This window comes from Rhodoplanes azumiensis (genome assembly GCF_042682915.1).
Taxonomy (GTDB): Bacteria; Pseudomonadota; Alphaproteobacteria; order Rhizobiales; family Xanthobacteraceae; genus Rhodoplanes; species Rhodoplanes azumiensis.
Window position 1 is genome coordinate 132,759 of sequence record NZ_JBHUIW010000002.1, and the last position, 22,843, is coordinate 155,601.

Annotated in this window: 20 protein-coding genes; 9 read left to right on the top strand and 11 right to left on the bottom strand. The window is 72.3% G+C overall.

The genetic code is table 11. The features are described 5' to 3' along the window. Position 1 precedes the first annotated feature (1 nt). Positions 2–667 carry a collagen-like protein gene (locus ACFSOX_RS02390; protein WP_378476187.1) on the top strand — a complete coding sequence of 222 codons (666 nt, stop codon included), beginning with the start codon at positions 2–4 and terminating at the stop codon, positions 665–667. Positions 668–877: 210 nt separating this feature from the next. On the opposite strand, the gene ACFSOX_RS02395 is transcribed toward ACFSOX_RS02390, so the two are convergent. Next, positions 878–1,603, bottom strand: a complete 726-nt coding sequence (locus tag ACFSOX_RS02395) for a DsbA family oxidoreductase (RefSeq protein ID WP_378476188.1) — start codon at positions 1,601–1,603, stop codon at positions 878–880. Between the two features lie 152 nt (positions 1,604–1,755). Here ACFSOX_RS02395 and ACFSOX_RS02400 point away from each other — a divergent pair, with 152 nt between their 5' ends. Further along, positions 1,756–1,998, top strand: a complete 243-nt coding sequence (locus ACFSOX_RS02400; RefSeq protein WP_378476189.1) for a hypothetical protein — start codon at positions 1,756–1,758, stop codon at positions 1,996–1,998. Between the two features lie 24 nt (positions 1,999–2,022). On the opposite strand, the gene ACFSOX_RS02405 is transcribed toward ACFSOX_RS02400, so the two are convergent. The 3 genes from ACFSOX_RS02405 to ACFSOX_RS02415 form a co-directional block, all read right to left on the bottom strand. Next, positions 2,023–3,312, bottom strand: a complete 1,290-nt coding sequence (locus ACFSOX_RS02405) for a GGDEF domain-containing protein (RefSeq protein WP_378476190.1) — start codon at positions 3,310–3,312, stop codon at positions 2,023–2,025. Positions 3,313–3,427: 115 nt separating this feature from the next. After that, the gene (locus ACFSOX_RS02410) at positions 3,428–4,996 is read right to left on the bottom strand and encodes an AMP-binding protein (RefSeq protein ID WP_378476191.1); all 1,569 of its coding nucleotides are present in this window, start codon (positions 4,994–4,996) and stop codon (positions 3,428–3,430) included. Between the two features lie 86 nt (positions 4,997–5,082). Then, positions 5,083–6,789, bottom strand: a complete 1,707-nt coding sequence (locus ACFSOX_RS02415; protein WP_378476424.1) for an extracellular solute-binding protein — start codon at positions 6,787–6,789, stop codon at positions 5,083–5,085. A 549-nt stretch (positions 6,790–7,338) separates the two neighbouring features. On the opposite strand from ACFSOX_RS02415, the gene ACFSOX_RS02420 reads away from it, so the two are divergent. Next, entirely contained in the window at positions 7,339–8,136 is a 798-nt protein-coding gene (locus tag ACFSOX_RS02420) for an invasion associated locus B family protein (protein ID WP_378476192.1), read from the top strand. A 252-nt stretch (positions 8,137–8,388) separates the two neighbouring features. On the opposite strand, the gene hspQ is transcribed toward ACFSOX_RS02420, so the two are convergent. Continuing rightward, positions 8,389–8,721, bottom strand: coding sequence for a heat shock protein HspQ (gene hspQ / locus ACFSOX_RS02425; RefSeq protein WP_378476193.1), 333 nt, complete (start codon positions 8,719–8,721; stop codon positions 8,389–8,391). A 152-nt stretch (positions 8,722–8,873) separates the two neighbouring features. After that, complete coding sequence (locus ACFSOX_RS02430) at positions 8,874–9,917, bottom strand: HpcH/HpaI aldolase/citrate lyase family protein (RefSeq protein ID WP_378476194.1); 1,044 nt, start codon at positions 9,915–9,917, stop codon at positions 8,874–8,876. 284 nt (positions 9,918–10,201) lie between these two features. On the opposite strand from ACFSOX_RS02430, the gene ACFSOX_RS02435 reads away from it, so the two are divergent. Further along, the gene (locus ACFSOX_RS02435; protein ID WP_378476195.1) at positions 10,202–11,164 is read left to right on the top strand and encodes an AEC family transporter; all 963 of its coding nucleotides are present in this window, start codon (positions 10,202–10,204) and stop codon (positions 11,162–11,164) included. Positions 11,165–11,297: 133 nt separating this feature from the next. On the opposite strand, the gene ACFSOX_RS02440 is transcribed toward ACFSOX_RS02435, so the two are convergent. Next, positions 11,298–12,503, bottom strand: coding sequence for a UbiH/UbiF family hydroxylase (locus ACFSOX_RS02440; RefSeq protein WP_378476196.1), 1,206 nt, complete (start codon positions 12,501–12,503; stop codon positions 11,298–11,300). Between the two features lie 222 nt (positions 12,504–12,725). On the opposite strand from ACFSOX_RS02440, the gene ACFSOX_RS02445 reads away from it, so the two are divergent. The 4 genes from ACFSOX_RS02445 to ACFSOX_RS02460 all read left to right on the top strand — a co-directional run bounded on the left by ACFSOX_RS02445 (position 12,726) and on the right by ACFSOX_RS02460 (position 16,772). Then, the gene (locus ACFSOX_RS02445) at positions 12,726–13,802 is read left to right on the top strand and encodes a YeiH family protein (protein ID WP_378476197.1); all 1,077 of its coding nucleotides are present in this window, start codon (positions 12,726–12,728) and stop codon (positions 13,800–13,802) included. 43 nt (positions 13,803–13,845) lie between these two features. Continuing rightward, positions 13,846–14,721 (top strand): LysR family transcriptional regulator, encoded by an 876-nt coding sequence (locus ACFSOX_RS02450; RefSeq protein ID WP_378476198.1) that lies wholly within the window; start codon positions 13,846–13,848, stop codon positions 14,719–14,721. Positions 14,722–14,877: 156 nt separating this feature from the next. Beyond that, on the top strand, positions 14,878–15,843 hold the full coding sequence (locus tag ACFSOX_RS02455) for a DUF2182 domain-containing protein (protein WP_378476199.1): 966 nt from the start codon (positions 14,878–14,880) through the stop codon (positions 15,841–15,843). 173 nt (positions 15,844–16,016) lie between these two features. Further along, on the top strand, positions 16,017–16,772 hold the full coding sequence (locus tag ACFSOX_RS02460) for a TerC family protein (protein WP_378476200.1): 756 nt from the start codon (positions 16,017–16,019) through the stop codon (positions 16,770–16,772). Between the two features lie 214 nt (positions 16,773–16,986). Here the strand turns inward: ACFSOX_RS02460 and ACFSOX_RS02465 are convergent, their stop codons facing one another. From ACFSOX_RS02465 to ACFSOX_RS02480, 4 genes are all read right to left on the bottom strand, one after another. After that, positions 16,987–17,802, bottom strand: a complete 816-nt coding sequence (locus tag ACFSOX_RS02465; protein WP_378476201.1) for a DeoR/GlpR family DNA-binding transcription regulator — start codon at positions 17,800–17,802, stop codon at positions 16,987–16,989. Positions 17,803–18,001: 199 nt separating this feature from the next. Then, positions 18,002–18,994: a 4-hydroxythreonine-4-phosphate dehydrogenase PdxA gene (gene pdxA, locus ACFSOX_RS02470; protein ID WP_378476202.1), complete on the bottom strand. Its 993-nt coding sequence runs from the start codon at positions 18,992–18,994 to the stop codon at positions 18,002–18,004. 3 nt (positions 18,995–18,997) lie between these two features. Further along, entirely contained in the window at positions 18,998–20,305 is a 1,308-nt protein-coding gene (locus ACFSOX_RS02475) for a four-carbon acid sugar kinase family protein (protein ID WP_378476203.1), read from the bottom strand. A gap of 1 nt (position 20,306) precedes the next feature. Further along, complete coding sequence (locus ACFSOX_RS02480; protein WP_378476204.1) at positions 20,307–21,323, bottom strand: 2-keto-3-deoxygluconate permease; 1,017 nt, start codon at positions 21,321–21,323, stop codon at positions 20,307–20,309. A gap of 279 nt (positions 21,324–21,602) precedes the next feature. On the opposite strand from ACFSOX_RS02480, the gene ACFSOX_RS02485 reads away from it, so the two are divergent. Then, the gene (locus tag ACFSOX_RS02485; protein WP_378476205.1) at positions 21,603–22,832 is read left to right on the top strand and encodes an MFS transporter; all 1,230 of its coding nucleotides are present in this window, start codon (positions 21,603–21,605) and stop codon (positions 22,830–22,832) included. Positions 22,833–22,843 lie beyond the last annotated feature (11 nt).

The following is a 22,843-nucleotide window of genomic DNA, read 5'->3' on the forward strand; positions in this document are numbered from 1 at the left end:
CATGCGAACGCTCACCTTGGGGGTGATGGCGACTCTGCTCGCCGTCGGGTCGGCCGAAGCCGCGATCGAGATTTCCGGAGCCCGCATCGAGGCGGGCGAGATCGTCGTGATCGGCCGGGTGACGCGCCCGAACGAGAAGGTCACGTTCGACGGCAAGTTCGAGGTCGTCTCCGGCAAGGATCGGCGGTTCACCTGGCGGGCCGCCTATCATCCGGGCGACTGCACCGTGACGGTGAAGTCCGAACCCGACACCCGCGAGATCGTCATCGCCAATTGCGGCCAGGCCGGCCCCAAGGGTGACAAGGGCGACAAGGGCGACGCCGGCGCACCGGGCGCGGTCGGGGCCGCCGGCCCGGCGGGGCCGACCGGACAGCAGGGGCCGGTGGGGCCGGCCGGTCCGAAGGGCGACAAGGGCGACAAAGGCGACAAGGGCGAGGCCGGCGCCGCGGGTCCGGCCGGGATGGCGGCGGCTGCGACCGCGGCTTCGATGCTGCGCGTCGTCAGCAAGGCCTGCCAGGGCCAGGCGCCGTGCCAGGCGAGCTGCGAGGCCGACGAGGTGCTCCTCACCGCCGTGCCGAACCCGGGCGAGCGCACGCTGGTCGCCGCGACCTGGACGGGCGACGCCGTGCCGTCCGAGGCGAAGCTCGTCTGCGCCAAGACGAAGTGACAGAGGGGACGTGACCGGGGCGGTTTCCATCGAAACCGCCTCACCCTCCGCTCATTCGGGCGTCAGCCGCAATTCCCGGGCGGCGTGCCGTGTCGCCTTGGGGTTCCCGCCTTCGCGGGACGAGCGGAACCTGGCGTGAGGCCAACCGCCTGTCGCCGCGGCGCCGCGGCACGCCGCGGGCCGGGTTCCGCAGGCCGGGATCCGCAGGCCTCAATACGGGCGCCGCTCCGGCTCCGCGATCTCGCCCGCGGCCACCTTCTGCTGAAAGGCATCGAACGCCCGGCCGATCGCCTCCGAAAGGTACTCGGACGACTGCGCGCCGGACACGGCGAGCACGCCGCCGAAGACGAAGCACGGAACGCCATCGACGCCGGCGCGCTGTGCGGCCTCGGCCTCCTCGGTGACGATGGCCTCGTCCTGGTCGGTCGCGAGTCGGGACGTGATCACGTCGGGGTCGAGGCCGACGTCGGCGGCGGCCTGAGCCAGAACGTCACGCTCCGAGAGATTGGCCGCTTCGGAGAAGTACAGCGCCATCAGCCGCTGCTTCATGGCGCCGGCGAGGTCCGGCTGCCGCTCGCCCGCCCAGTGGATCAGGCGGTGGCAGTCGATGGTGTTGGGCTGCCAGGTCATCTTGTCGATCGCGTAAACGAGGCCTTCGGCCTCGGCGGCGGCGACCATGCGGGGCGCGTTCGCCATGTAGCGCTCGACCGAGCCGAACTTTTTCTCGAGATAGGCGCGCCGGGAAATCCCCCCGCGCGGCACCCACGGATTCAGGAAGTAGGCGCGCCAGCGCACCGTCACCGGGATGTCGGGAACCGCGCCGAGGGCGCGCTCCAAGCGCCGCTTGCCGATGAAGCACCACGGGCAGACCACGTCGGAGACGACGTCGATCGGCATTCTGGTCAGCCCGGGAACGTCGGGGGCGGTGTCGGTCATCGGGGCTCCACCGAAGAAAAAGGCGCGGGTCGCCCGCGAGAATAGGGCCGCGCCGCCGCCCGACAAGCCCGATCCGTCCGGCTCCGTGTGATCCGGATCACCGAACCGTCGGCCCCGCTCGGCGCAGGATCGGCGCATCAGGAGGAACCGCCATGCAGAACTCCGTCGCGCCATCCCCCGTCGCGCCGGACCGTCGGAAGCCCCGGTCCCGCGTGTCGCGCCGCACCGCCGCCGTGCTGGTCGCGGTCGTGTGGACCGCCTGGATGTTGTGGGCGAGCCCACCGACCGGTCCGGTCGGCGTCGTCATCGCGGTGGCGGCCGGAGCCCTGTTCGGCGTCGCGTGGGCGTGGTTGTTCGGTCTGGTGCTGCGGCGGATCGGCGTGCCGGTCTGGTGAGCCGCGCCGCAGCGCGTCCGAGCGTCACTCCGCCGCCACGGGGGCCGGTTCGGAGACGCGGGCGAGCAGGGTCTCGACCGTGTCGGTCGGCTTGAGCATGGCGAGCGTCACGGAGGCGTCGATGCGGCCGGTCGGGTCGTCGGCGGGCGCCAGCATGGTGTGGCGCAGCACGCTGGCGATGCGGCGCGCGACCGCGTGGGCCTTCTCCAGCGGCGTCGCCTGGAACGTCACCAGGATCGAGCCGTCGCTCGCCCGGCAGGCGAAGTCGACGTTCCGGACGACCCGCACGGTGAGCCGCGCGGCGTCGAGGCTCGCGCGCTGGTCGAGCGTCGGCGGGAACGAGAAGCGGGCGATGGACAGTGCCTGGCCGCGCGTCTTGGCCTCGTCGACGGCGCGGGCGAGATCGCGCAGGAAGCCCGCGATGGTGAACAGGCCGGTGGTCGGATCGACGAGCCCCTGTGCGTCGAGCGAAGCGAGCTGGCGCTTCAGGCGTGCTTCGAGCGCGTGCAGCCGCACCAGCGGCACCAGCGCGTCGACGACCGCGGCCGGCTCGCCCGCGAGGTTTTCCATGTTGGGCAGCCGCACCGCGTCGAAGGTCGCAGGACACTCGGGCAAGAGCGCGACCGGGAGGTCGCGGAAGCGCGGATCCTCGGCGAGCGCGGTGAGGAAGGCTTCGAGCGTGCGCGGGCCGAAGCCGTCGCCGATCACGATGCCGTCGACGTCGCGGGCGTTGAGGTAGCGGGCGGCGGTCTCGATGCCGAGCGCGCCGATCAGTCCGAGCCGCTCGCCGACCGCGGTGCCGAGCCCCGGATAGGTGCGGCCACGGCCGCACACCAGCACGGTGGCGTCGTCGAGCGGATCGGTGTCGGGCCCGTCGGGTGTGTCGGGGTCGACGTCCGGCGCGGCGACGTCCGGCGCGGCGACGAGCGTCGCGCGGCGCACGACGGTGGCGTGCAGAGTGCGCACCCGCTGCGCCGAGGCGAGCCGCGCCACGATGCGCTCGCACGAGGCGTCGGCGGCGATCGGCAGCGCGTCGCGGAGATGATCACGAAGGCCCTCGACGGGGGCGGCCAGCACCGGCGTGAACACCGCGTGCTCGGCGAGCGCTTGCCCGACCTTGTCGAGCACTTTTGCGGTCGGCGCGTCGGCGGCCTGCGGCATCACCAGGCCGGCTGGCACCTGCTTGGCGATCGCCGTGGCGGCCTTCGCCCACGGCGCCGTGACCACCGGCGCGGCGCCGGCGGATTCGAGCGCGCGCACGAGAACCGGATCGGCGTCCTCGGCGATCACGATCACGGGGCCTTGCAGCGACATCGGCACTCCTCGAGCGGGGCACCGCGCAGCCTATGCGAACGCCGTTAACGTCGCGTCAACGCTTCCGTGACTGAGCGCGGCGTCTCGGCGGCCGCACGAGAGGCCGCCGACGTGATCACGCCGCCGCCGACTCCGCGGCGGCGCGGCGGTCCCGAAAGGCGGCGACGACGAGCGGCGAGACGCCGCGCTCGATCAACGCGGCGCGGGTCTCCTCGCCGTGACCGGCATGGCCGAACAGGCGCTGGCCCATCAGAATGTCGGGCAGGGCCAGCAGCGTCGTGCCGGGCGCGATCTCGTCGGTGACGCGCTCGATCTCGGCGAGCGCCACCCGGTAGCCGCCGATCGAGACGAAGCCGGACGGGGGCGCCGTGACGGTGAGGACGTTGGTCGCCTTCTCGACACGGCAGGGCTGGCGGGTGTCGACATAGAGGTCCGGGCCGACCTGCAGGAACGGCGCGGTGCCGCGCTCGGCCCCCGGGGGAAACGGGTAGCGCGGCACCATGGAGCCGCGGATCTTCAGCGTGCCGAGGTCGGAGCGGGCGATCTCGGCGACCAAGGTCGCGCCCGGCGTGGTGCGGGGCGCCGTCACGGCGCCGGCCGTGATCGCGGCAGGGCGGCCGTCGGTGCCGCGGCGGGCGGCGATCAGCCCGGTCTCGCCGAACACCTGGAGATCGACCAGCGCGCAATCCCGGATCGTCCAGTCGGCCGCCGCGGCGAGTCGCTCCGGCGTCCGCCACACGGCGATGACGCTCGCGAGCTTCGCGGCGCGGCCGAGCACGCCGGCCTCGGCGAGGCGCTGGGCGAGCGGGCCGGGCACGGCGAGCACGCGGGCGTCGAGCGCGTCGAGCTGATCGCCGAGCACGCCGGCGTCGAACGGCGGGTGCAGCGCGAGCGTGCCGCCGAGCAACAGCCACGGCACCAGGCCGGTCGAGAGCCCGGCGAGCGACGACGGCTGCAGGGTCGAGACCACCGTGGTGGCGTGCTCCATCCGGCATTCGAGGGCGATCGAGAGCCCGGCGGCCAAAAGCTCGACCTGGTTGCGGCCGACCGCGACGGGACCGCCCAGATCCGTGTCGAAGGTGACGACCGCCACATGCGCGGCCGGGTTCACGGGCCGGTCGACCGGCGGCACCGAACCCCGGGAGGGCTCGGTCAGCAGCGGATCGAGCGGCACCATGCCGTCCGGCAGATCCGGTCCGAAGCCGGCGACGCAGCGCACCGTGAAGCAGTCCGCCGCCGCCGTCATGGCGAGGTCGACGAGCCGCATCTCGCCGACCCGGCCGGCGGCGACGATCGCCTTGGCGCCGACCCGGGAGAGCGCCTCGCGCAGCTCGGCGCGCCGCCACAAGAGCGGCAGCGGCGCCGCGATCATGCCGGCCCGCACGATTCCGAGGAGCGCGAGGATCTGCTCGGCCGTGCCGGGCCCCTGCAGCGCCACCACGGCGTCGGTCGGCAGGCCGAGAGCGCGCAGCCGCTGCGCGATGTTCGACACGATGCGGTCGACCTCGACCCAGGTCAGGCTCAGCGGCCGGCCGCCGCAGGCCGTCGGGCGGTGCGGGGCGTCGACGAGCGCGACGGCGTCGGGGGCGCGGGCGATGGCGCGGGCGATCAGGTCGTCGAAGGTGACCCGGCCGGCGTGCTGCGCCTGCAGAAGCTCGTCCGGAGAGGTGTCGCCGAGAATCATCGTCGCGTCCCAGAAGATCTGATCACGAGCCCGCGGCCGTGTCCGCGGCCCCGCGAATCGTCCGAGCGATCCGACGACGAGATTAGCTAGCGGCCGCCCGCGCGCCACCATGTTTCCGGCAGCCAGCCATACAGCGAGGTCGCGGCGGGGGGCCGGACATCGCTCCATCGGGCGACCCATTGGGTCGGCAGGTGATACAAAGGGACGACGTAGTGGCCGGAGATCAGCACCCGGTCCAGCGCCCGCACGGCCGAGACGAAGTCCTCGCGCGAGCGGGCGCGCAGCAGCGCCGCGATCGTCGCGTCGACGGCCGGCGAGCGCACCCCCATGTAGTTGCGGCTGCCGGGCTCGCCGGCTGAGGCCGATCCCCAGTAGAAGGCCTGCTCGTTGCCGGGCGACAGCGACTGGTCCCAGCGGTTGGGGATCATGTCGAAGTCGAACTGGATGCGGCGCTGCTCGAACTGCACGGCGTCGACCACCCGGATCGCGGGCACGATGCCGGCCCGCTCCAGCGAGCGGGCGAAGGCCAGCGCCAGGCGCTCGTGATCCTTGGTGGTGACCAGGATCTCGAAGGTCAGCGGCTGGCCGGTCGCGCGGTGGCGCAGCACGCCGCCGTCGAGCGCATAGCCGGCTTCGGCGAGGCGATCGAGGGCGGCCTTCAGGGCCGCGCGGTCGCGTCCCGAGCCGTCCGACACGGGCGGCGCATCGGTGCCCGCCATCACGTCGGGCCGCACCGCGTCGGGAAAGGGCGCGAGCAGGGCGCGCTCGGTCGCGTCGGCCGGGCGACCGCGATGCGACAGCTCGCTGCCCTCGAAGAAGCTGCCGGTGCGGCGATAGCGATCGAAGAACAGGTTGTGGTTGATCCACTCGAAGTCGAACAAGCGGACGATCGCCTCGCGCACCGCGAGGTCGGCGAACACCGGCCGGCGGGTGTTGAACACGAAGGCCGCCATGCCGCGCGGCAGCCCGGTCGGGAACTCCTCCTTGACCACGCGGCCGTCGCGCGCCGCCGGGAAGCCGTAGGCGGTCTCCCAGCGGCCCGGATCGGTCTCGACCCGGATGTCGTAGAGGCCCTTGCGGAACGCCTCGAACCAGGCGTTGTCGTCGCGGTACCAGTCGAACCGGATCGTGTCGAAATTCCACAGGCCGCGATTGACGGCGCGGTCGCGGCCCCACCAGCGCGGGTTTCGGGTGAGCGTGACGCTCTTGCCGGCGTCGACGCTCTCGACCACGTAGGGGCCGCTGCCGAGCGGGGGCTTCAGCGTCGTCTCCTCGAAATGCGCCGGGTCGGTCGCGTGGCGCGGCAGCACCGGCATCAGACCGAGGATCAGCGGCAGCTCGCGATCGTTCGCGCCGGCCAGGTCGAAGCGCACCTTCCGGGGACCGAGCGCCTCGGCCTTCGCCACCTTGGCGTAATAGGTGCGGTAGTTCGGCCGGCCGTGGTCGCGCAGCAGCGCCCAGGAGAAGATCACGTCGTCGGCCGTCACGGGCACGCCGTCGGAGAATGTCGCGTCCGGGTCGATCGTGAAGGTGACGACGCTGCGGTCCGGGTCGGTCTCGACCCGGCTCGCCAGCAGGCCGTAGAGCGTGAACGGCTCGTCGTAGCCGCGGGTGAGCAGGCTCTCGTAGACGTGGCCGCGCACCGCCTGCACGGGGATGCCGCGGACGATGAACGGGTTGAGGCTGTCGAAGGTGCCGAGCAGCCCCATGGTCAGCCGGCCGCCCTTCGGCGCGTCGGGATTCACATAGGCGAAATGCGAAAAGTCCGGCGGCAGGGCCGGGGCGCCGTGCATGGCGATGGCGTGGGTCGGCTCGGCGCGGGTGGGCTCGCCGGCGGCGACCGGGCCGGTCGGCAGGCAGGCGGCGAGCAGGCAGGCGGCGAGCAGGAGGGGGCTGGGCACGAGCGCCGCGAGCCGGACGGCCGCGATCGCGACCGATCCGAGACGCCGGTCCGTCGGGTGACGGCGGGCCGGGCCGGCGGCGGACGGGCGGCAGGCGATTCGTCTTCGTCGCATCAGTGGGAGGCTAGCACGGACGCGAGCGTGGACGCGGGTCCGGGATCTGCTACCGTCGGGCGTCATCGAGGCACCCCCGCGCCGGGCCGTTCCCCGCGCTCGCGGCGAAAACCGAAAACCCTTGCCGCGCGCGCGTTAAGGTCGTCGACCGGGCCACTTTACTGCCGCATTTAGACGGTGTTACAGCCCTCGCCAGGGGACGCGTCGCCCGCCGGTGCATCGACGACCAGGCCGCCGCAGCGACACGGCAACTCAAAGAGGATTTTCATGACCCGTCTGAGCCCAATTGCACCGGCTCGTCCGGTGCGGCGATCGCTTTCGAAGGCAATGGCGGCGTTCGTGTCGATCTCGGCGCTGGCCGTTCCGGCCGCGCACGCCCAGCAGCCCGCCCAGCCCGCCCAGCCCGCCCAGCCGGCGCGCCCGGCGCCGGCCCAGCCGGCGCGCCCCGCCCAGCCGGCGCAGCCCGCCCGACCGCCGGCGGCCGCCCAGCAGAAACCGGCCGCGCCCGCCCAGGCGCCGGCCGCTCCGGCGGCGCCGCAGCAGGCCCAGCAGGGCCAACAGGGCCAGCAGCAGGGGCCGCAGCTCATCTATTCGCCGTGGGCGAAGTTCTGCGGCAAGGGCCAGGACGCCAACGCCAAGCAGGTCTGTTTCACCGGCAAGGACGCCCGCACCGAGGCCGGCCAGCCGGTGATCGCCGCCGCCCTGATCGAGCCGGAGGGCGAGCCCAAGAAGCTGTTCCGCATCACCCTGCCGTCGCCGCTGCAGCTCCAGTACGGCACCCGGGTGATCATCGACCAGCAGCAGCCGATGACCGGCCCGTTCTTCACCTGCTTCGCCAACGGCTGCATGGCCGACTACGAGGCGACGCCCGACATGATCACCAAGCTCAAGGGTGGCCAGATGCTGACCATCCAGGCCATCAACCTGGCCGGCGCGGCGATCTCGTTCCCGCTGCCGCTGACCGACTTCAAGAAGGCCAACGAAGGCCCGCCCACCGACCCGAAGGTGTTCGAGGAGCAGCAGAAGAAGCTGCAGGACGAGCTCCAGAAGCGGGCCGAGGAGGCACGCAAGAAGCTCGAAGGCCAGGGTGGCGCCCCGGCCGCCGGCGCCCAGCCCGGCCGCTGAGACTTCGGTTCGACGAACACGAAAAAGCGCGCCGATGGGCGCGCTTTTTTTGTTGGTGGCCGTCGACGATCCGAGAGCCGCCGCAATCGTCGTGGTGAGGAGACCCTCATGGTGAGGAGGCCGCGAAGCGGCCGTCTCGAACCATGTGGCCACCTGGACCGCAGCGCCTCGACCCCATCCTTCGAGGCGCGGCGTTCGGCCGAGCGCCCCGGAATGAGGGACGATGATCGTGGCGCGGATCGGTTCGACGATTCAGTTCAGCACTTCGAACCGGCGGCGGTAGGAGCCGTCCTCGTCGCGTTCGAACACCTCGGAGACCTGCGGGTGGCGGACCGGCTCGCCGGAGTCGTCGGGCAGGAGGTTCTGCTCCGACACGTAGGCGATGTACTCGGTCTCGGCGTTCTCGGCGAAGAGGTGGTAGAACGGCTGGTCCTTGGAGGGCCGGACCTCCTCGGGAATCGCCTCGTACCACTCCTCGGTGTTGGCGAAGACCGGGTCGACGTCGAAGATCACGCCCCGGAACGGATAGATCCGGTGCCGTACAACCTGGCCGATCGTGTACTTGCCGACGCGCGCCTTCCTCATGATCCGGAAAATAGCGCATTGACGAGCCGCGGAACAGGGTCTCGGCCCTTCCCGGGTCGCAGCCCTGGACTTCGTCCCGGAAGCCCACCCCGGGGCCACCGGCGCCGACCGGCGGGGCCGCCGGCCGGTGCGCGGCACCCGGAACCGCGCCGTCACAGCCCGTAGCGGGCGGCCATCTCGGGATCCTTGGCGGCGACCAGGCGGGCGAGGTCGTGCACCACCTTGGCCTGCTTCCAGGTCGCGTCGTCCTGCATCTTGCCGTCGATCATCACGGCGCCGCTGCCGTCCGGCATCGCCTCGAGGATCTTGTTGGCGAGCGTCACCTCGGCCGGATCGGGCGAGAACACCCTTTTCGCGATGTCGATCTGGCTCGGATGCAGCGACCAGGCGCCGGCGCAGCCGAGCAGGAAGGCGTTGCGGAACTGCGCCTCGCACGCCTCCGGGTCGGAGAAGTCGCCGAACGGGCCGTAGAACGCCTTGATGCCGGCCGCCGCGCAGGCGTCGACCATGCGGGCGAGCGTGTAGTGCCACAGATCCTGCTGGAAGCCGGTGCGCGGGCCGCCCGCCGCCGTCGCGTCGGCCAGCACCTTGTACTCGGGATGGCCGCCGCCGACCCGAGTCGTCTTCATGGCGCGCGAGGCGGCGAGGTCGGCCGGGCCGAGGCTCATGCCGTGCATGCGCGGCGAGGCGGTCGCGATCGCTTCGACGTTGTTCACGCCCTCCGGCGTCTCCAGGATGGCGTGGATGAAGATCGGCTTGCGCAGGCCGTAGCGCGCCTCCAGCTGCGCCAGCAACTGGTCGAGATAGTGGATGTCCCACGGCCCCTCGACCTTGGGGATCATCACCACGTCGAGCTTGTAGCCGACCGCCTCGACGATCTCCAACAGGTCGTCGAGCACCCAGGGCGAGTTCAGCGCGTTGATGCGCACCCACAGGCCGGTCGCGCCGAAGTCGGTCTGCCGCGCCATCTCGATGAAGCCGCGGCGGGCCTCCTCCTTGCAGTCGGCCGGGATGGCGTCCTCGAGATTGCCGAGCACGACGTCGACCTGGCCGGTCAGCTCGCGGACTTTCGCGCGCAGCTTCTCGATGTGGGGCGGCACGAAATGGATCATCCGCTCGAGCCGGACCGGGAGCTCGCGGCAGGGCGCGGGCGCGCCGATGGCGAGCGGCTTGTAGAAATTGCGTGGAAGCTTCATCGACCCTGTTCCGCCGTTGTCGGGACCGTTCGACGGCGCGCGCGCACACCGGAATCGGGAAACGCCGCGACGTTCTGCATGGGCTGCCTGCGCGGCGTGGCGCTGCGCTGGCCGTCGGGAAATGCTCTAAGTAGGATCGCGTTCTCGCCCGACGAGCCTAGTGGAACGAGCGGCCGCCGCCAAGCCGGGCGGCGCGACCGGCATCCTGCGACCTTCGTCGGGACGATCACCGCGCGCCGACCCGAAGGCTCGTTCGTTCACCGCCGCCCGCCCGTGACCGCCGCATGATCGACGTCCTCAATCTCGCGCTGCCGTTCTTCGGCCTGATCTTTCTCGGCATGGCCTGCGGCCGGTTCGCCCGCATCCCCGATTCCGGCCTCGCCTGGATGGACTTCTTCGTCATCTGGGTGGCACTGCCGGCGCTGTTCTATCGAGTCCTCTCGCAGACCCCGGCCGGCGAGCTCGGCCAGGTCTGGTTCATCGTGGCGACGACGCTCGCCACCTTCACCGCGTTCCTGATCAGTTTCGGCATCGCCTTGGCGCTGCGGCGCGGGCGGCTCGCCGAGGCGACCATCATCGGGCTCGCCGGTTCGTTCGGGAACGTCGGCTATATGGGGCCGGGGCTCGCCGTGTCGGCGCTCGGCACCGAGGCGGCGGCGCCCGTCGCGCTGGTGTTCTGCTTCGACACGCTGCTCGTCTTCTCGCTCGCCCCGTTCCTGATGGCGCTCGCCCGCGGCGGTGGAGCCGGGGCGTTCGCGACGCTTCGGCTCGTGGTGCGACGGATCGCGCTCCACCCGTTCATCGTGGCGAGCGTGCTCGGCGTCGCCTCGGCGGCGCTCGAGGTCCGCCCGCCCGTGGCGCTCGACCGGCTCCTGCAATTTCTTCAGAACGCGGCGGCGCCCTGCGCCCTGTTCGCGCTCGGCGTCACGGTGGCGATGCGCCCGGTCGACCGGCTCTCGGCCGAGATGCCGATCGCCATCGCCGTGAAGCTCCTCGTCCACCCGGTGGTGGCGCTGACGCTCCTGTCGCTGCTCGGGCCGTTCGGCGAGACCTGGGTCGCGACCGCCGTGCTGCTCGCCGCGCTGCCGACCGCGCTGTCGATCTTCGTGCTGGCGCGTCAGTACGACACCTGGGTGGCCGAGGCGTCGAGCCTGATCATGGTCGGCATCGTCGTCTCGGTGTTCACCGTCACGACCGTGCTGTGGCTGATCAAGACCCACCGGCTGCCGCTGAATTTTTTGGGGTAGGGGCCGAAACCTCGCACTCCGCCGTCATGCCCGCGCTCGTCGCGGGCATCCACGTCCTCACGGCGAGGCAGCTCGGAAGATCGTGGATGGCCGGGACGAGTCCGGGCATGACGGGGCGGGCGAGGGTCGCGCATCACCCCAGCGTCTCGCCCCGCAGGAGCTTCGGCTCGGCGAGGCGGGGGGCGACGCCCTCGCGCATGACGAGGCGGCGCAGGGGCCCGAGCCGGGAGAGCATCCACAGGCCGGCGCCGCGCACCCCCTGCACGGGGAGGAGGTCGCTCAGCAGGCTGCGGTTGAGAAGGTCGACGGCGAGCGTCCGGCTGGTGACGTCGCCGCGCCGGCGCCGGTCGTACCCGGCCGTCACCTCGATGTCGCCCGGATCGCGGCCGTCGCGGCGGGCGTCGGCGACCAGCTCGGCGATCGTGGCCGCATCGCGAACGCCGAGATTGAGGCCCTGGGCGCCGATCGGTGGCACCACATGGCCGGCCTCCCCGACCAGCACGACCCGGTGGGCGCCGAGCGCCGTCGCCGTCTCGGCGGCGAGCGGGAAGGCGCCGCGGCCGGGCTCGACCGCGACCGTGCCGAGGATCGAATGCGACCGCCGCTCCATCTCGGCGTCGAGCGCCGGGCCGTCGAGCGCCTGCAGGCGCTCGGCCTCGGCCGGCGTCACGACGCACACCACGCTGACCCGCCGGCCGGGCAGCGGCACGAGCGTGAACGGTCCCGCAGGCGAGTGGAATTCTGTCGAGATATCGCGGTGATCGCGGGATGCGCTGAGATTGAAGGTGAGCGCCGTCTGAGGATAGCGCCAGCCCCGTGTGGCGATCCCGGCCGCGTCGCGCACCGGCGATTTGCGCCCGTCCGCTCCGACCGCGAGGCGCGCCGTGACGATCCGTCCGTCCGCCACCGCGACGGTCACGGTGTCGTCGCCGATCGTCACGGCGGTCGCGTCGTCTCGGATGATGGTGAGGTTGGCGAAGGCGGCGGCGCGCGCCTCCAGGGCGGCGACGAGGTCGCGGTTGGCGATGTTCCACCCGAACGCGTCGAGGCCGATCTCGTGGGCGTCGAACCGCACCTCGGGAGCGCGCCACAGGCGGCCGGTGTCGTCGACGATCCGCATCGCCCGCAGCGGCGCCGCCTGCGCGCGGCAGCCCTCCCAGACGCCGAGCGCCGTCAGGGCGTCGACCGATCCGGCGAGCAGGGCGGTCGTCCGGTTGTCGCGAACGACCGGCTTGCCGGCGACCAGAATCGTGCCGGCGCCGGTCGAGGCGATCGCCACGGCCGCCATCAGCCCGGCCGGTCCGCCGCCGACCACCACGACGTCGGAGGTCTTCGTCATCGCGCCGTTGCCGCCCGTCATCTCCGAAAGCCCTTTCGCACGCCGGCCGCGATCGCGCCGCGACCCGCGCCCGTCTTAGTCGATCCGGCGGGCCGCTGCGAAGCGGCGGCAGCGTCGCGGGAGCTATCGATCTGATTTACAGATCGTTTCGAACAGAATAAGTCGTTGGATTGATCAAGTTGCATTCGGCTTTTCTGGTGCCGATCCATCCAGGAGAGCCCGATGCCGCCCGTTGTCCAGACCGCACCCGCCATCGACCAGGAAGCCGAATGCCCGGCGCCGCCCCGAAAATCCCCGCTCCGCGCGCTGTGGCCCGGTCTCGCCTTGGCCGGTGCGGTGGCGGCGCTCGCCCTGGCGCTGCGGCAGGTGCCGGGCGTCGCGGTGCTCAGCCCGATGATCCTGGCGATCGTCGTCGGCATCGCGGTCCGCAACCTCGTCGGCACGCCGGCCGCGGCGCAGCCGGGGCTCGGCTTCGCCATGCGCCCGGTGCTGCGGGCCGCGATCGTGCTGCTCGGGCTGCAGCTCACCGTGGCCGACATCGTCGAGCTCGGCTGGTCGAGCGTCGCCATCCTGGCCGCGACGCTCGCCGCCACCTTCCTGTTCACGCTGTGGCTCGGGCGACGGCTCGGGGTCGAGCCCGGGCTCGCCCGGCTGGTCGCCGCCGGCACCTCGATCTGCGGCGCCTCGGCCGTGGTGGCGGCCAACACGGCCGCCCGCGCCCCGGACGAGGACGTCGCCTATGCGGTCGCCTGCGTGACGCTGTTCGGCTCGCTCGCGATGGTGCTGTACCCGCTGCTGCCGGAGGTGCTGCATCTCGGGCCGCGCGCCTACGGCCTGTGGGCCGGCGCCTCGATCCACGAGATCGCCCAGGTGCTGGCGGCGGCCTTCCAGGCGGGCGGCGAGGCCGGCCATGTCGGCACCATCGCCAAGCTGTCGCGGGTCATGATGCTGGCGCCCGTGGTGCTGCTGCTCGGCCTCTGGATCGCGCGCCGTGGCGGGACGACGGAGGCGGGTGGGGCGGGCGCCGGGACGGCGCGGGCAAAACCGCCGGTGCCGTGGTTCGTGTTCGGTTTCTTGGGCCTGTGCGGGGTGAACAGCGTGATCGTGATCGATCCGGTGACGCGGAGCTGGATCGTGCTCGCCACCACGGTGCTGCTGACCGTGGCGCTCGCCGCCATGGGCCTGGAGACGGACGTGCGGAAGCTCGCCGCCAAGGGCTTGCGGCCGCTGGCGCTCGGCGCCGCCGCCACGCTGTTCATCGCGCTGTTCAGCCTCGGCCTGGTCGAGATCTTCGGCTGAGGCGGCGTGTCACACGGGTCGCCGCTTCCTTTGGGGGGCGGCGGTGACGCTGGAGCAGCTCCGCATCTTCGTCGCCGTCGCCGAGCGCCAGCACATGACGCGCGCCGCCGAGGCGCTCGGCCTCGTCCAGTCGGCCGTCAGCGCCGCGATCGCCGCGCTCGAGGCGCGCCACGCGACCGTGCTGTTCCACCGGGTCGGCCGCCGCATCGCGCTCACCGACGCCGGCCGCGCCTTCCTGCCCGAGGCGAAGGCCGTGCTGGCGCGCGCCGCTGCGGCCGAGCTGGCGCTCGCCGAGACCGCCGGGCTCGCCCGCGGCAGCCTCACGGTCGCGGCGAGCCAGACCATCGCCGGCTACTGGCTGCCGGAGCGGCTGGTGGCGTTCCGCCGCGTCCACCCGCAGATCGCCGTGCGGCTGATCGTCGGCAACACGGCGCAGGTCGCGAAGGCGGTGGCCGAGGGGGACGCCGATCTCGGCCTGGTCGAGGGCGCCGTCGATCTGCCGACGCTCGCCGAGCGGGCGTTTCCGGGCGACCGGCTGATCCTCGTGGTGCCGCCCGGCCATCCGTTCGCCGACCGCGGCGCGGTCGCGCCGAGCGATCTCCTGGAGGCGGAGTTCGTGCTGCGCGAGCCGGGCTCGGGCACCCGCTCGGAGTTCGAGGATGCGCTGCGGGCGGCCGGAGAGGATCCGGGGCGGCTGCGGGTGGTGCTGGAGCTGCCGTCGAACGAGGCGGTGCGGGCGGCCGTCGAGGCCGGCGGTGGCGTCACGGTGATCTCCGCCCTGGTCGCGGCGCCCGGCCTGCGGTCCGGCCAGCTCGTGCAGGCGCCCTTCACGTTGCCGGTGCGGAGCTTCCACCTGCTGCGCCACCGCGAGCGGTATCAGAGCCTCGTCGCCCGGGCCTTCGCGGCGTCGGTTCCGTGACCGCGAGCGTCCGTCCGGTGCCCTGCGCCGGGAGCGGACGAGTCCGCAGCCGCCCGCATGCGCCCGTCGAACGGATGCGCTATGGACGATGTGTGGTGCCCCCCAGTCGCCGGTCCGTCGGCCCTCCGCCGACCGGTCGGCCGAACGAGCCCGAGCATGACCGACACGGCCGATCCCTCCCGTCTCGCCGACCCGCCGAGCGGCCGGCCGTCCGGCGTGCCGCTCCTGGCGCGACCGATCGTCGTCGCGCTCGCCTGCCTGGTCGTGCTGGCCGGGCTCGGCTGGGTCTATCTCGGCCTGATGGTGGCCGGCATGGCCAGCGCCGGCACGCCCGGCGGCGGCATGGTCGGCTCGGCCGCCGCGATGGGCCCCGGCATGGGCCTGTTCGACCTCGTGACCGGCGGCGTGCCGCTCGACGGCTTCGCCAAGGCGCTGGCCGACGCGATCTGCAGCCCGAGCTTCGGCCACCAGGCCGGCTTCGGACTCGCCGGGATCGCGACGCTCGCCGGCATGTGGGCCGCCATGGCGCTCGCCATGATGCTGCCGACCGCCGGCCCGATGATCCTCGCCTATGCCGAGATCGCCGCCCAGGCGGAGCGCCGCGGCGAGCCGGTCGCCTCGCCGGTCGCCCTGATCGCCGGCTATGCCGGGGTGTGGCTTCTCTTCGCGCTGGTCGCCGCCGCCCTCCAGGCGGCGCTCACGAGCGCCGCGTTGCTCGACCCGGCCATGGCCTCGGCGAGCCCGCTGTTCTCCGGCGCGGTGTTCATCGGCGCCGGCGTCTACCAGTTCTCGCCGCTGAAGTTCGCCTGCGTGACGCGCTGCCAGCGGCCGTTCCCGTTCTTCCTGCTGCGCTGGTCGAGCGCCACGGCCGCCGTGTTCCGGCTCGGCGTCCGCCAGGGCCTGTTCTGCCTCGGCTGCTGCTGGGCCATGATGCTGGTGATGTTCGCGGTCGGGGTGATGAACGTGGTCTGGATGGCGCTGCTCGGCCTCGTGATGGGGGCCGAGAAGATCGCCGTGACGACCCGCTTCTCCAAGGCGATCGGCGTCGTGTTCCTCGCCATCGGCGCGTGGATGATCGGCGACGCCGTGCTGGCGCACTGGCCTCTCGCCCGGGCGGGCTAACCAGGATCGTCGGGGACGGCTGCGGCAGGCTGACGCGGCTTGACGCCGCGGGGCGGAACCCTTGCGCCCGGCCGAACCTCCCCGGATAACCCCGAGCACCTGCGCATCTTGCCGCACACCCCCGCCGCCGGTCCGCACGCGCCGCCGGCCGATCCGAGAGAGCCGCGCCGACCATGCTCGATCTTCTGACCGACCCGCACGCCTGGGCCGCCCTCGTCACCCTGAGCGCGCTCGAGATCGTCCTCGGCATCGACAACGTCGTCTTCATCTCGATCCTGGTCTCGCGCCTCGATCCCACGATCGCCGACAAGGCGCGAAAACTCGGGCTCGGGCTGGCGCTGGTGTTCCGCATCCTGCTGCTGTTCACCCTGACCTGGCTGATGAGCCTCTCGGCGCCGCTGTTCTCGGCGCTCGGCCGGTCGTTCTCCTGGCACGACATCATCCTGATCGTCGGCGGCCTGTTCCTGATCGCCAAGGCGACGCACGAGATGCACGCCGAGATCGAGGCGGCCGAGGAGGAGGACGAGCCCGGCGCCGGCCCGGTGATCAAGGCGGCGTTCGGTCTGGTGATCCTGCAGATCATCGTCATCGATCTCGTCTTCTCGATCGACTCGATCGTCACGGCGATCGGCATGGCGCAGGACATCCGCATCATGGTCGCGGCCGTGCTGATCGCCGTGACCGTGATGTTCATCGCGTCCGGCCCGGTGGCGCGCTTCGTCGCCGCGCATCCGACCACCAAGATGCTGGCGCTCGCCTTCCTGGTGCTGATCGGCGTCGCGCTGGTCGCCGACGGCTTCGAGGTGCACATCCCGCGCGGCTACATCTACTTCGCGATGGCCTTCGCGGGCGCCGTCGAGGCGTTCAACATCGTCGCCATGCGCAAGCGTCGCCGCCGCCGGCTGATCGAGCCGCAGCCGCCGCATTGAGCGGGGAGGGGCGGCACCGAAGCATCCGCATTCGATCGATCAAGTCGGGATCGGTCCGGGGCGGCGCACTCGGGTCGGCGCGTCGCGCCGCCCGAGCACAGGCTCCGGGCCGAACCCGGAATCCAGTCCGCGATCCCGAGCTTGCCGTTGGATTCCGGGTTCGCGGCTTCGCCGCGCCCCGGAATGACGGCGAAGGGATTCGCCGAAATGAGTCTCAGTCCAGCGCGTCCTCGAGGTCTTCCGCGGCGGGACGGCGGCTCGGCGCGGCGACGGGCGCGATCACCACCGTGACGCCGGGCAGGGCGCGGAACGGCGCGAGCTGCGCTTCGGTCGCCCCGGCGTCGGTGACCAGCGTCCACGGCCGCATCAGCGGCAGCCAGGCGGGCTGGTGGGCGTTGCCGAGCTTGGAGGCGTCGGCGAGCAGGAACACGGCGCTCGCCTGGGCGACCATCGCCTCCTTGAGGGCGACCTGCTCCTGCGTCGCCTCGCACAGGCCGCGGCCCGCCACCACGCCGTCGGCGCCGAGGAACAGCTTGTCGGCGGTGAGCCGGCGCACCGCGAGCTCGGCGAGCGGCCCGAACGTGCCCATGCTGATCGATCGCACGGTCCCGCCCAGCACGGTCAGCGTGATGGTCTCCGACTGGGAGAACACCGGCACCAGCGCCAGATTGTTGGTGACGATCGAGAGGGTGCGCTCCTTCAGCCGCAGCCCGAGCGCCTCGACGGTCGAGCCGACGTCGAGCAGCACGCGCTCGCCGTCCTCGACGAGCGCGGCGGCCGCCGCGGCGATCGCCTGCTTGGCCTGCAGGTTGATGTGCTCGCGGCTCGACAGCGTCGTCTCGGGCGCCGGCCGCGACAGGATGGCGCCGCCATAGGTGCGGGTGACGGCGCCAGTGCCGGAGAGCCGCTGCAGGTCGCGCCGGATGGTCGACAGCGACACGTCGAGTCGGCGCGCCAGCTCCTCGACATTCTCCTCGCCGGACCGGATCAGGTCGAGGATCTGCTGCTCGCGTTCGCGTCGTCGCCGCATGACACCTTTGAACTGTCTCTCCGACGTGTCCGAAAATTCGGGGGCGCGAGTCCGTCCCTGCAGTCCGGCCACGGAGGGCGGATGGCCCGTGTCCGGACCAGACGGCTCCTCCGTGTCATTAAAGTCCCGACGGGCCGCGAAAGCGACATCCACAAATGCACATCGGGCCGAGCGTGACGCGCATGCCCCGCCCCGTCCGCTAACGGCGGACCGCCAGCTCGGCGGCCTGCCGCAGCGCCTCGATCATGCTGCCCTCGTCCGCGATGCCGCGGCCGGCGATGTCGAATGCGGTACCATGATCCACCGAAGTGCGGATCACAGGCAAGCCGACCGTGATGTTCACCCCCGCCTCGAGCCCCATCACCTTGATCGGGATGTGGCCCTGGTCGTGATACATGGCGACGACGAGGTCGAAATCGCCCCGATAGGCGCGAAAGAACAGCGTGTCGCCCGGCAGCGGCCCCTCGACCGACCAGCCGCGGGCCCGGCAGGCCTCGATCGCCGGGATGATCTTCGCCTCCTCCTCGCCGTGCCCGAACAGGCCGTTCTCGCCGGCGTGCGGGTTGATGGCGCAGACGCCGATTCGCGGATTCGCCATGCCGGCGGCGACGAGCGTCGCGCGGCCGCGGGCGATCACCCGCTCGACCAGGCCGGGCTCGATCTTCGCCACCGCGTCGGTGAGGCCGATATGGGTGGTGACGTGGATCACCCGCAGCTTCGGGCCGACCAGCATCATCGACACCTCGGGCGTGCCGGTGAGATGCGCAAGCAGCTCGGTGTGGCCCGGGAACGAGTGGCCGGCGGCGTGCAGGGCCTCCTTGTTGAGTGGCGCCGTGCAGATCGCGTCGGTCTCGCCGGTCCGGCACAGCTCGGCCGCCTTGGCGATGTAGCGATAGGCCGCCTCGCCCGAGGCGGCGAGCATCTGGCCGAACGGATGGCCGGGCGGCACCGCCTTCAGGTCGATGCAGTCGATGGTGCCGACCGTGCCGATCGCATCGGCGGGCTTGTCGATCACGTGGATCGTCGGCGACCGGCCGACGATCTCGGCCGCCTCGGCGAGCCGGACGGCGTCGCCGATCACCACGGGCCGGCACATCGCGTAGACGTCGGCGTGGGCCAGCGCCTTGACGACGATCTCCGGACCGATCCCGGAAGGGTCGCCCATGGTGACGGCAATGACGGGTCCGGGCATCGATCAGGCTTTCTCGGAGGCGGGGGAGGTGGTGGTGAGGCGGTCGAGGCAGTGGAGCAGGGTGGCGTCGGTGCCGAAGCCGCCCGCCTTGGTGGCGATCGGCAGCGCGAGCGCGCCGACCGTGACGCCGAGCGGCACGCCGGGCTCGACCTCGTCGACGAGGCGGATGCCGGTGACGCCGATGCGGCCGAGCAGGGCGCAGACCGTGTCGCCGCCGGTGGCGACAAGACCGCCGAGATGGGCGGTGGCCGGGCCGACCAGGTCGGCGAGCCGCGCCGCGACGGCGCCGCCGGCGGCGAGGTCGCTGCCGGGGCCGAACTCGGTAACGACCAGGACATGGCCGTCGCCGAGCGCGGCGCCGATCTTGGCGGTCAGCTCGCGGCCGGCCGTGTCGGCGCCGGGCGCGGCGCGCAGCACCGCCTCGGGTACTTGAACAGGGGTGACCCGGCCGGAGGCGGCGAGCGCGTCGGCGGCGGCCCGTGACGCCTCGGCGACGCTGCCGACCAGCACCAGCACCGGGCCGGTCACCGGGGGCAGGGCGGGCGGCGGCGGCTCGGCGGGAGCGACCCGCCGGGCGAGCGCCGAGGCGAGCCCGCCGGTGCCGACGAACAGCATCCTGTCGGCGAGCGGCAGCACGGCCTCGGCGGCGACCAGCAGATCCTCGGGCGTCGCGGCGTCGCAGACGACCGCGTCGCAGCCCTCCGCCATGGCGTTCTCGACGATGCCGCGCACCACGCCGGCGCCGCGGCGCAGCTGATCGAGCGGCACGACGCCGGATTCGAGGCCGGCGGTCTTCAGCACCTCGGGCAGTGCGCCCGTGTCGTAGCTGTGGTCGCGGGCGAAGATCGGCGTGTCCTCGAGCCGCTGCCCGTTCACCAGCACCCGCCCGGCCTCGGTGGTGCGGCCGGTCGCCGGGAAGGCCGGCGCCACGAACGCGATGGTGCGATGATCGTGGCGGCGCAGATCGGCGAGCAGCGCCGCCGTCTCGGCGGCGGGCTGCCCGCGCAGCGTCGAGTCGATCTTCTTGTAGACGATGCGGCCCTGCGTCCGGTGCGCGGCGAGCGCGGCCGACTGGCGGGCCGCGGCGGCCGCCGCCGGCAGCCGGCGGCTGTCGGTGTCGACGGCGATCACCGGCACGTCGCCGATGCCGTGCCCGGCGGTGGCGTCGCCCCAAGTGTCCCCGTCACGCCAGGTCACCACGGTGGCGAGACCGCGTCGGGCGAAGGCGATGCCGGTGTCGGCGGCGCCGGTGAGGTCGTCGGCGACGATGAGCCAGGCACGCGGCGCGTGGCGCGGGGCGACGGCCGCCATCTCACGCTCCCTTCGCCTCGGACGGGACGGCCTCGGCTTCGACCGGCTCGTCGGGGAGGTCGGCGGGCGCGCCCACCAGGCGGGCCGTCCAGGCCGTCACCAGCGGCACCAGGATGGCCGTCACCACCACGGCCGCGGCGACCAGGATGGTCGCGTGCTTGGCGGCCTCGGTGTAGACCGGGTTCGACGCCGCGATGATGGCCGGCACGGCCGCGGCATTGCCGGCCGTCGAGGCGGCGGCCACGCCCGCGACACCGGTTCCGCCGGTCAGCCGGTCGGCGAAGAACAGCGGGATGCCGGTCAGCACCACGACGGCGACGCCGAGGCCGACGCCGAGCAGCCCGGCTTGCCAGACCTTGGTCAGATCGAGCCCGGCGCCGAGCGCGAAAGCGAAGAACGGGATCATCACCGGCACGGCGCGGGCGAGGAAGTCGCGCAGCTCGCGGTCGAGATTGCCGAGGATCATGCCGACGACGAGCGGCAGGATGCCGCCGACCAGGGTCTGCCAGGGGAACGCCGACAGGCCGGCGACGCCGAGCGTCACCATGGTCAGGAACGGCCCCGACTCGAGCGACATGATCGTGTAGGCGCCGACGTCGCGCGGCTTCCCGTACTGGCCCATCAGGGCCATGTAGAGCCCGCCGTTGGTGTCGTTGAACGCCGCCACCACGGCGAGCGTCGAGAGGCCGGCGAACAGGCCACCGTCGATCGGCGCCTCGCCGAGCAGCCGCCCGAGCACGACGCCGGCGAGCACGCCCATGCCGATCTTCACGGCGAACAGGGTGCCGCCCTTCTTGACGATGTAGGGCGTCGCCTTGAAGTCGATGCTGGCGCCCATGCACACGTAGAAGACCGCCAGGATGGTGAGAGCGCCGGTGAACAGGGCGCCCGTGAAGGAGCCGAAGAACTTCGGCGTGCCGGGAGCGAGCGTCGCGATGATCGCGCCGAGCATCAGCGGGACGACCATCATGCCGCCGGGGACGCGCTCGACGGCGCGCTTGATCGGAATCTGGTTCACGAGAAGACCTCTCTGTGATCGAAACGCGCAGAATTGACGAACGGGGCCCGGCGCGTTGATGAAAGGGTGCGGCCGGGACGGGGAGGGGCGCAAGGCAACGGGTCAATAATTGCGCATCGCGCGCAAATATCAAGCGCATCTGCGTTCTATACGCAGTTTTGCGCGTCGATTCCGACGCCCCCCGGGCGTGCCGTCGCCGAAGGGCTCCTGCGCAGAGAAAATTCTTGCTGTCCGGGCGGAAGGCGGGAACTCTCCGGCGCCCTGCCTTCGGAGTCCGTCATGACCGCCCTCGCCGAAGCGCCTGCCGGGATCGACGACCGGCTGGCCCGCCGCAACGCCCTCGTGCTCGCCGTCGCGCAGGCGCTCGCCGGCGGCAACACGGCCGTGGTGTTCGGTACCGCCGGCCTGGTCGGCACCATGCTGGCGCCGGATCCGGCACTCGCCACCGTGCCGGTGTCGACCTTCGTGGTCGGGCAGTGGATGGGGACGCTGCCGGTCGGCGCGATCGCCAAGCGCTACGGCCGCCTCGTCACCTTCGAGCTCGGCACGCTGATCGGCCTGCTCGCCGGCCTGATCTGTGCGGCCGGGGTGATACTCGCGAGCTTTCCCTTGTTCTGCGCCGGGACGCTGTGCGGCGGGCTCTACGCCGCGGCTCATCTCACCTATCGGTTCGCCGCCGCCGACACGGCGAGCGACGCCTTCAAGCCGAAGGCGGTGTCCTGGGTGCTGGCCGGCGGCGTGATGGCCGGCGTGTTCGGTCCGCAGCTGATCATCGCGACCAAGGATCTGCTGCCCCAATACGTGTTCGCGGCGAGCTATCTGGCCCAGGCGGCCGTCGCCGTCGTGGCGGCCCTGGTGCTCCTCCTGGTGCGCTTCCCGGACCAGCGCTCCGGCGCGGTGCGGGCGGCGGCGCCGCCGCGGCCGCTCGCCGTGATCTTCCGCCAGCCGCGGCTGATCACGGCGGTGATCTGCGCGCTGGCCAGCTACGCCACCATGAACCTGATGATGACGGCCGCGCCGGTCGCCATGATCGCGTGCAACCATTCGGTCACCGACGCGGCGCTCGGGCTGCAGTGGCACGTGATGGCCATGTACGCGCCGAGTTTCGTCACCGGCTCGCTGATCGTGCGCTACGGCACCGGCCGGGTGATCGGCGCCGGCCTCGCCCTGACGGCGGCCTCCGCCGTGGTCGGCTGGGCCGGCACGTCGCTCGCCCATTTCTGGGGGGCGCTGATCCTGCTCGGGGTCGGCTGGAACTTCGCCTTCGTCGGAGCGACCGCGCTGGTGACCGCCTGCCACACCGCGTCCGAGCGCAACAAGGTCCAGGCCGTCAACGATTTTCTCATATTCGGCACGATGGCGCTCGGATCCTTCGCGTCGGGCCAGATGCTGGCCCGGGACGGCTGGCCGCTGGTCGCCGAGGTGGTGCTCGGCGGCGTCCTGGTGGCGGTCGCGCTGCTCGGCTGGGTGGCGCTCGCCGCGCGCCTCCGGAACATCCCGGAGGCGTGAGGGCCGGCCTT

Excerpts from the sequence above, each read along its gene's own strand:
- ACFSOX_RS02390 (WP_378476187.1), top strand. The coding sequence starts at position 2 with ATGCGAACGCTCACCTTGGGGGTGATGGCGACTCTGCTCGCCGTCGGG.
- ACFSOX_RS02395 (WP_378476188.1), bottom strand. The coding sequence starts at position 1,603 with ATGACCGACACCGCCCCCGACGTTCCCGGGCTGACCAGAATGCCGATC.
- ACFSOX_RS02400 (WP_378476189.1), top strand. The coding sequence starts at position 1,756 with ATGCAGAACTCCGTCGCGCCATCCCCCGTCGCGCCGGACCGTCGGAAG.
- ACFSOX_RS02405 (WP_378476190.1), bottom strand. The coding sequence starts at position 3,312 with ATGTCGCTGCAAGGCCCCGTGATCGTGATCGCCGAGGACGCCGATCCG.
- ACFSOX_RS02410 (WP_378476191.1), bottom strand. The coding sequence starts at position 4,996 with ATGATTCTCGGCGACACCTCTCCGGACGAGCTTCTGCAGGCGCAGCAC.
- ACFSOX_RS02415 (WP_378476424.1), bottom strand. The coding sequence starts at position 6,789 with ATGCACGGCGCCCCGGCCCTGCCGCCGGACTTTTCGCATTTCGCCTAT.
- ACFSOX_RS02420 (WP_378476192.1), top strand. The coding sequence starts at position 7,339 with ATGGCGGCGTTCGTGTCGATCTCGGCGCTGGCCGTTCCGGCCGCGCAC.
- hspQ (WP_378476193.1), bottom strand. The coding sequence starts at position 8,721 with ATGAGGAAGGCGCGCGTCGGCAAGTACACGATCGGCCAGGTTGTACGG.
- ACFSOX_RS02430 (WP_378476194.1), bottom strand. The coding sequence starts at position 9,917 with ATGAAGCTTCCACGCAATTTCTACAAGCCGCTCGCCATCGGCGCGCCC.
- ACFSOX_RS02435 (WP_378476195.1), top strand. The coding sequence starts at position 10,202 with ATGATCGACGTCCTCAATCTCGCGCTGCCGTTCTTCGGCCTGATCTTT.
- ACFSOX_RS02440 (WP_378476196.1), bottom strand. The coding sequence starts at position 12,503 with ATGACGAAGACCTCCGACGTCGTGGTGGTCGGCGGCGGACCGGCCGGG.
- ACFSOX_RS02445 (WP_378476197.1), top strand. The coding sequence starts at position 12,726 with ATGCCGCCCGTTGTCCAGACCGCACCCGCCATCGACCAGGAAGCCGAA.
- ACFSOX_RS02455 (WP_378476199.1), top strand. The coding sequence starts at position 14,878 with ATGACCGACACGGCCGATCCCTCCCGTCTCGCCGACCCGCCGAGCGGC.
- ACFSOX_RS02460 (WP_378476200.1), top strand. The coding sequence starts at position 16,017 with ATGCTCGATCTTCTGACCGACCCGCACGCCTGGGCCGCCCTCGTCACC.
- ACFSOX_RS02465 (WP_378476201.1), bottom strand. The coding sequence starts at position 17,802 with ATGCGGCGACGACGCGAACGCGAGCAGCAGATCCTCGACCTGATCCGG.
- pdxA (WP_378476202.1), bottom strand. The coding sequence starts at position 18,994 with ATGCCCGGACCCGTCATTGCCGTCACCATGGGCGACCCTTCCGGGATC.
- ACFSOX_RS02475 (WP_378476203.1), bottom strand. The coding sequence starts at position 20,305 with ATGGCGGCCGTCGCCCCGCGCCACGCGCCGCGTGCCTGGCTCATCGTC.
- ACFSOX_RS02485 (WP_378476205.1), top strand. The coding sequence starts at position 21,603 with ATGACCGCCCTCGCCGAAGCGCCTGCCGGGATCGACGACCGGCTGGCC.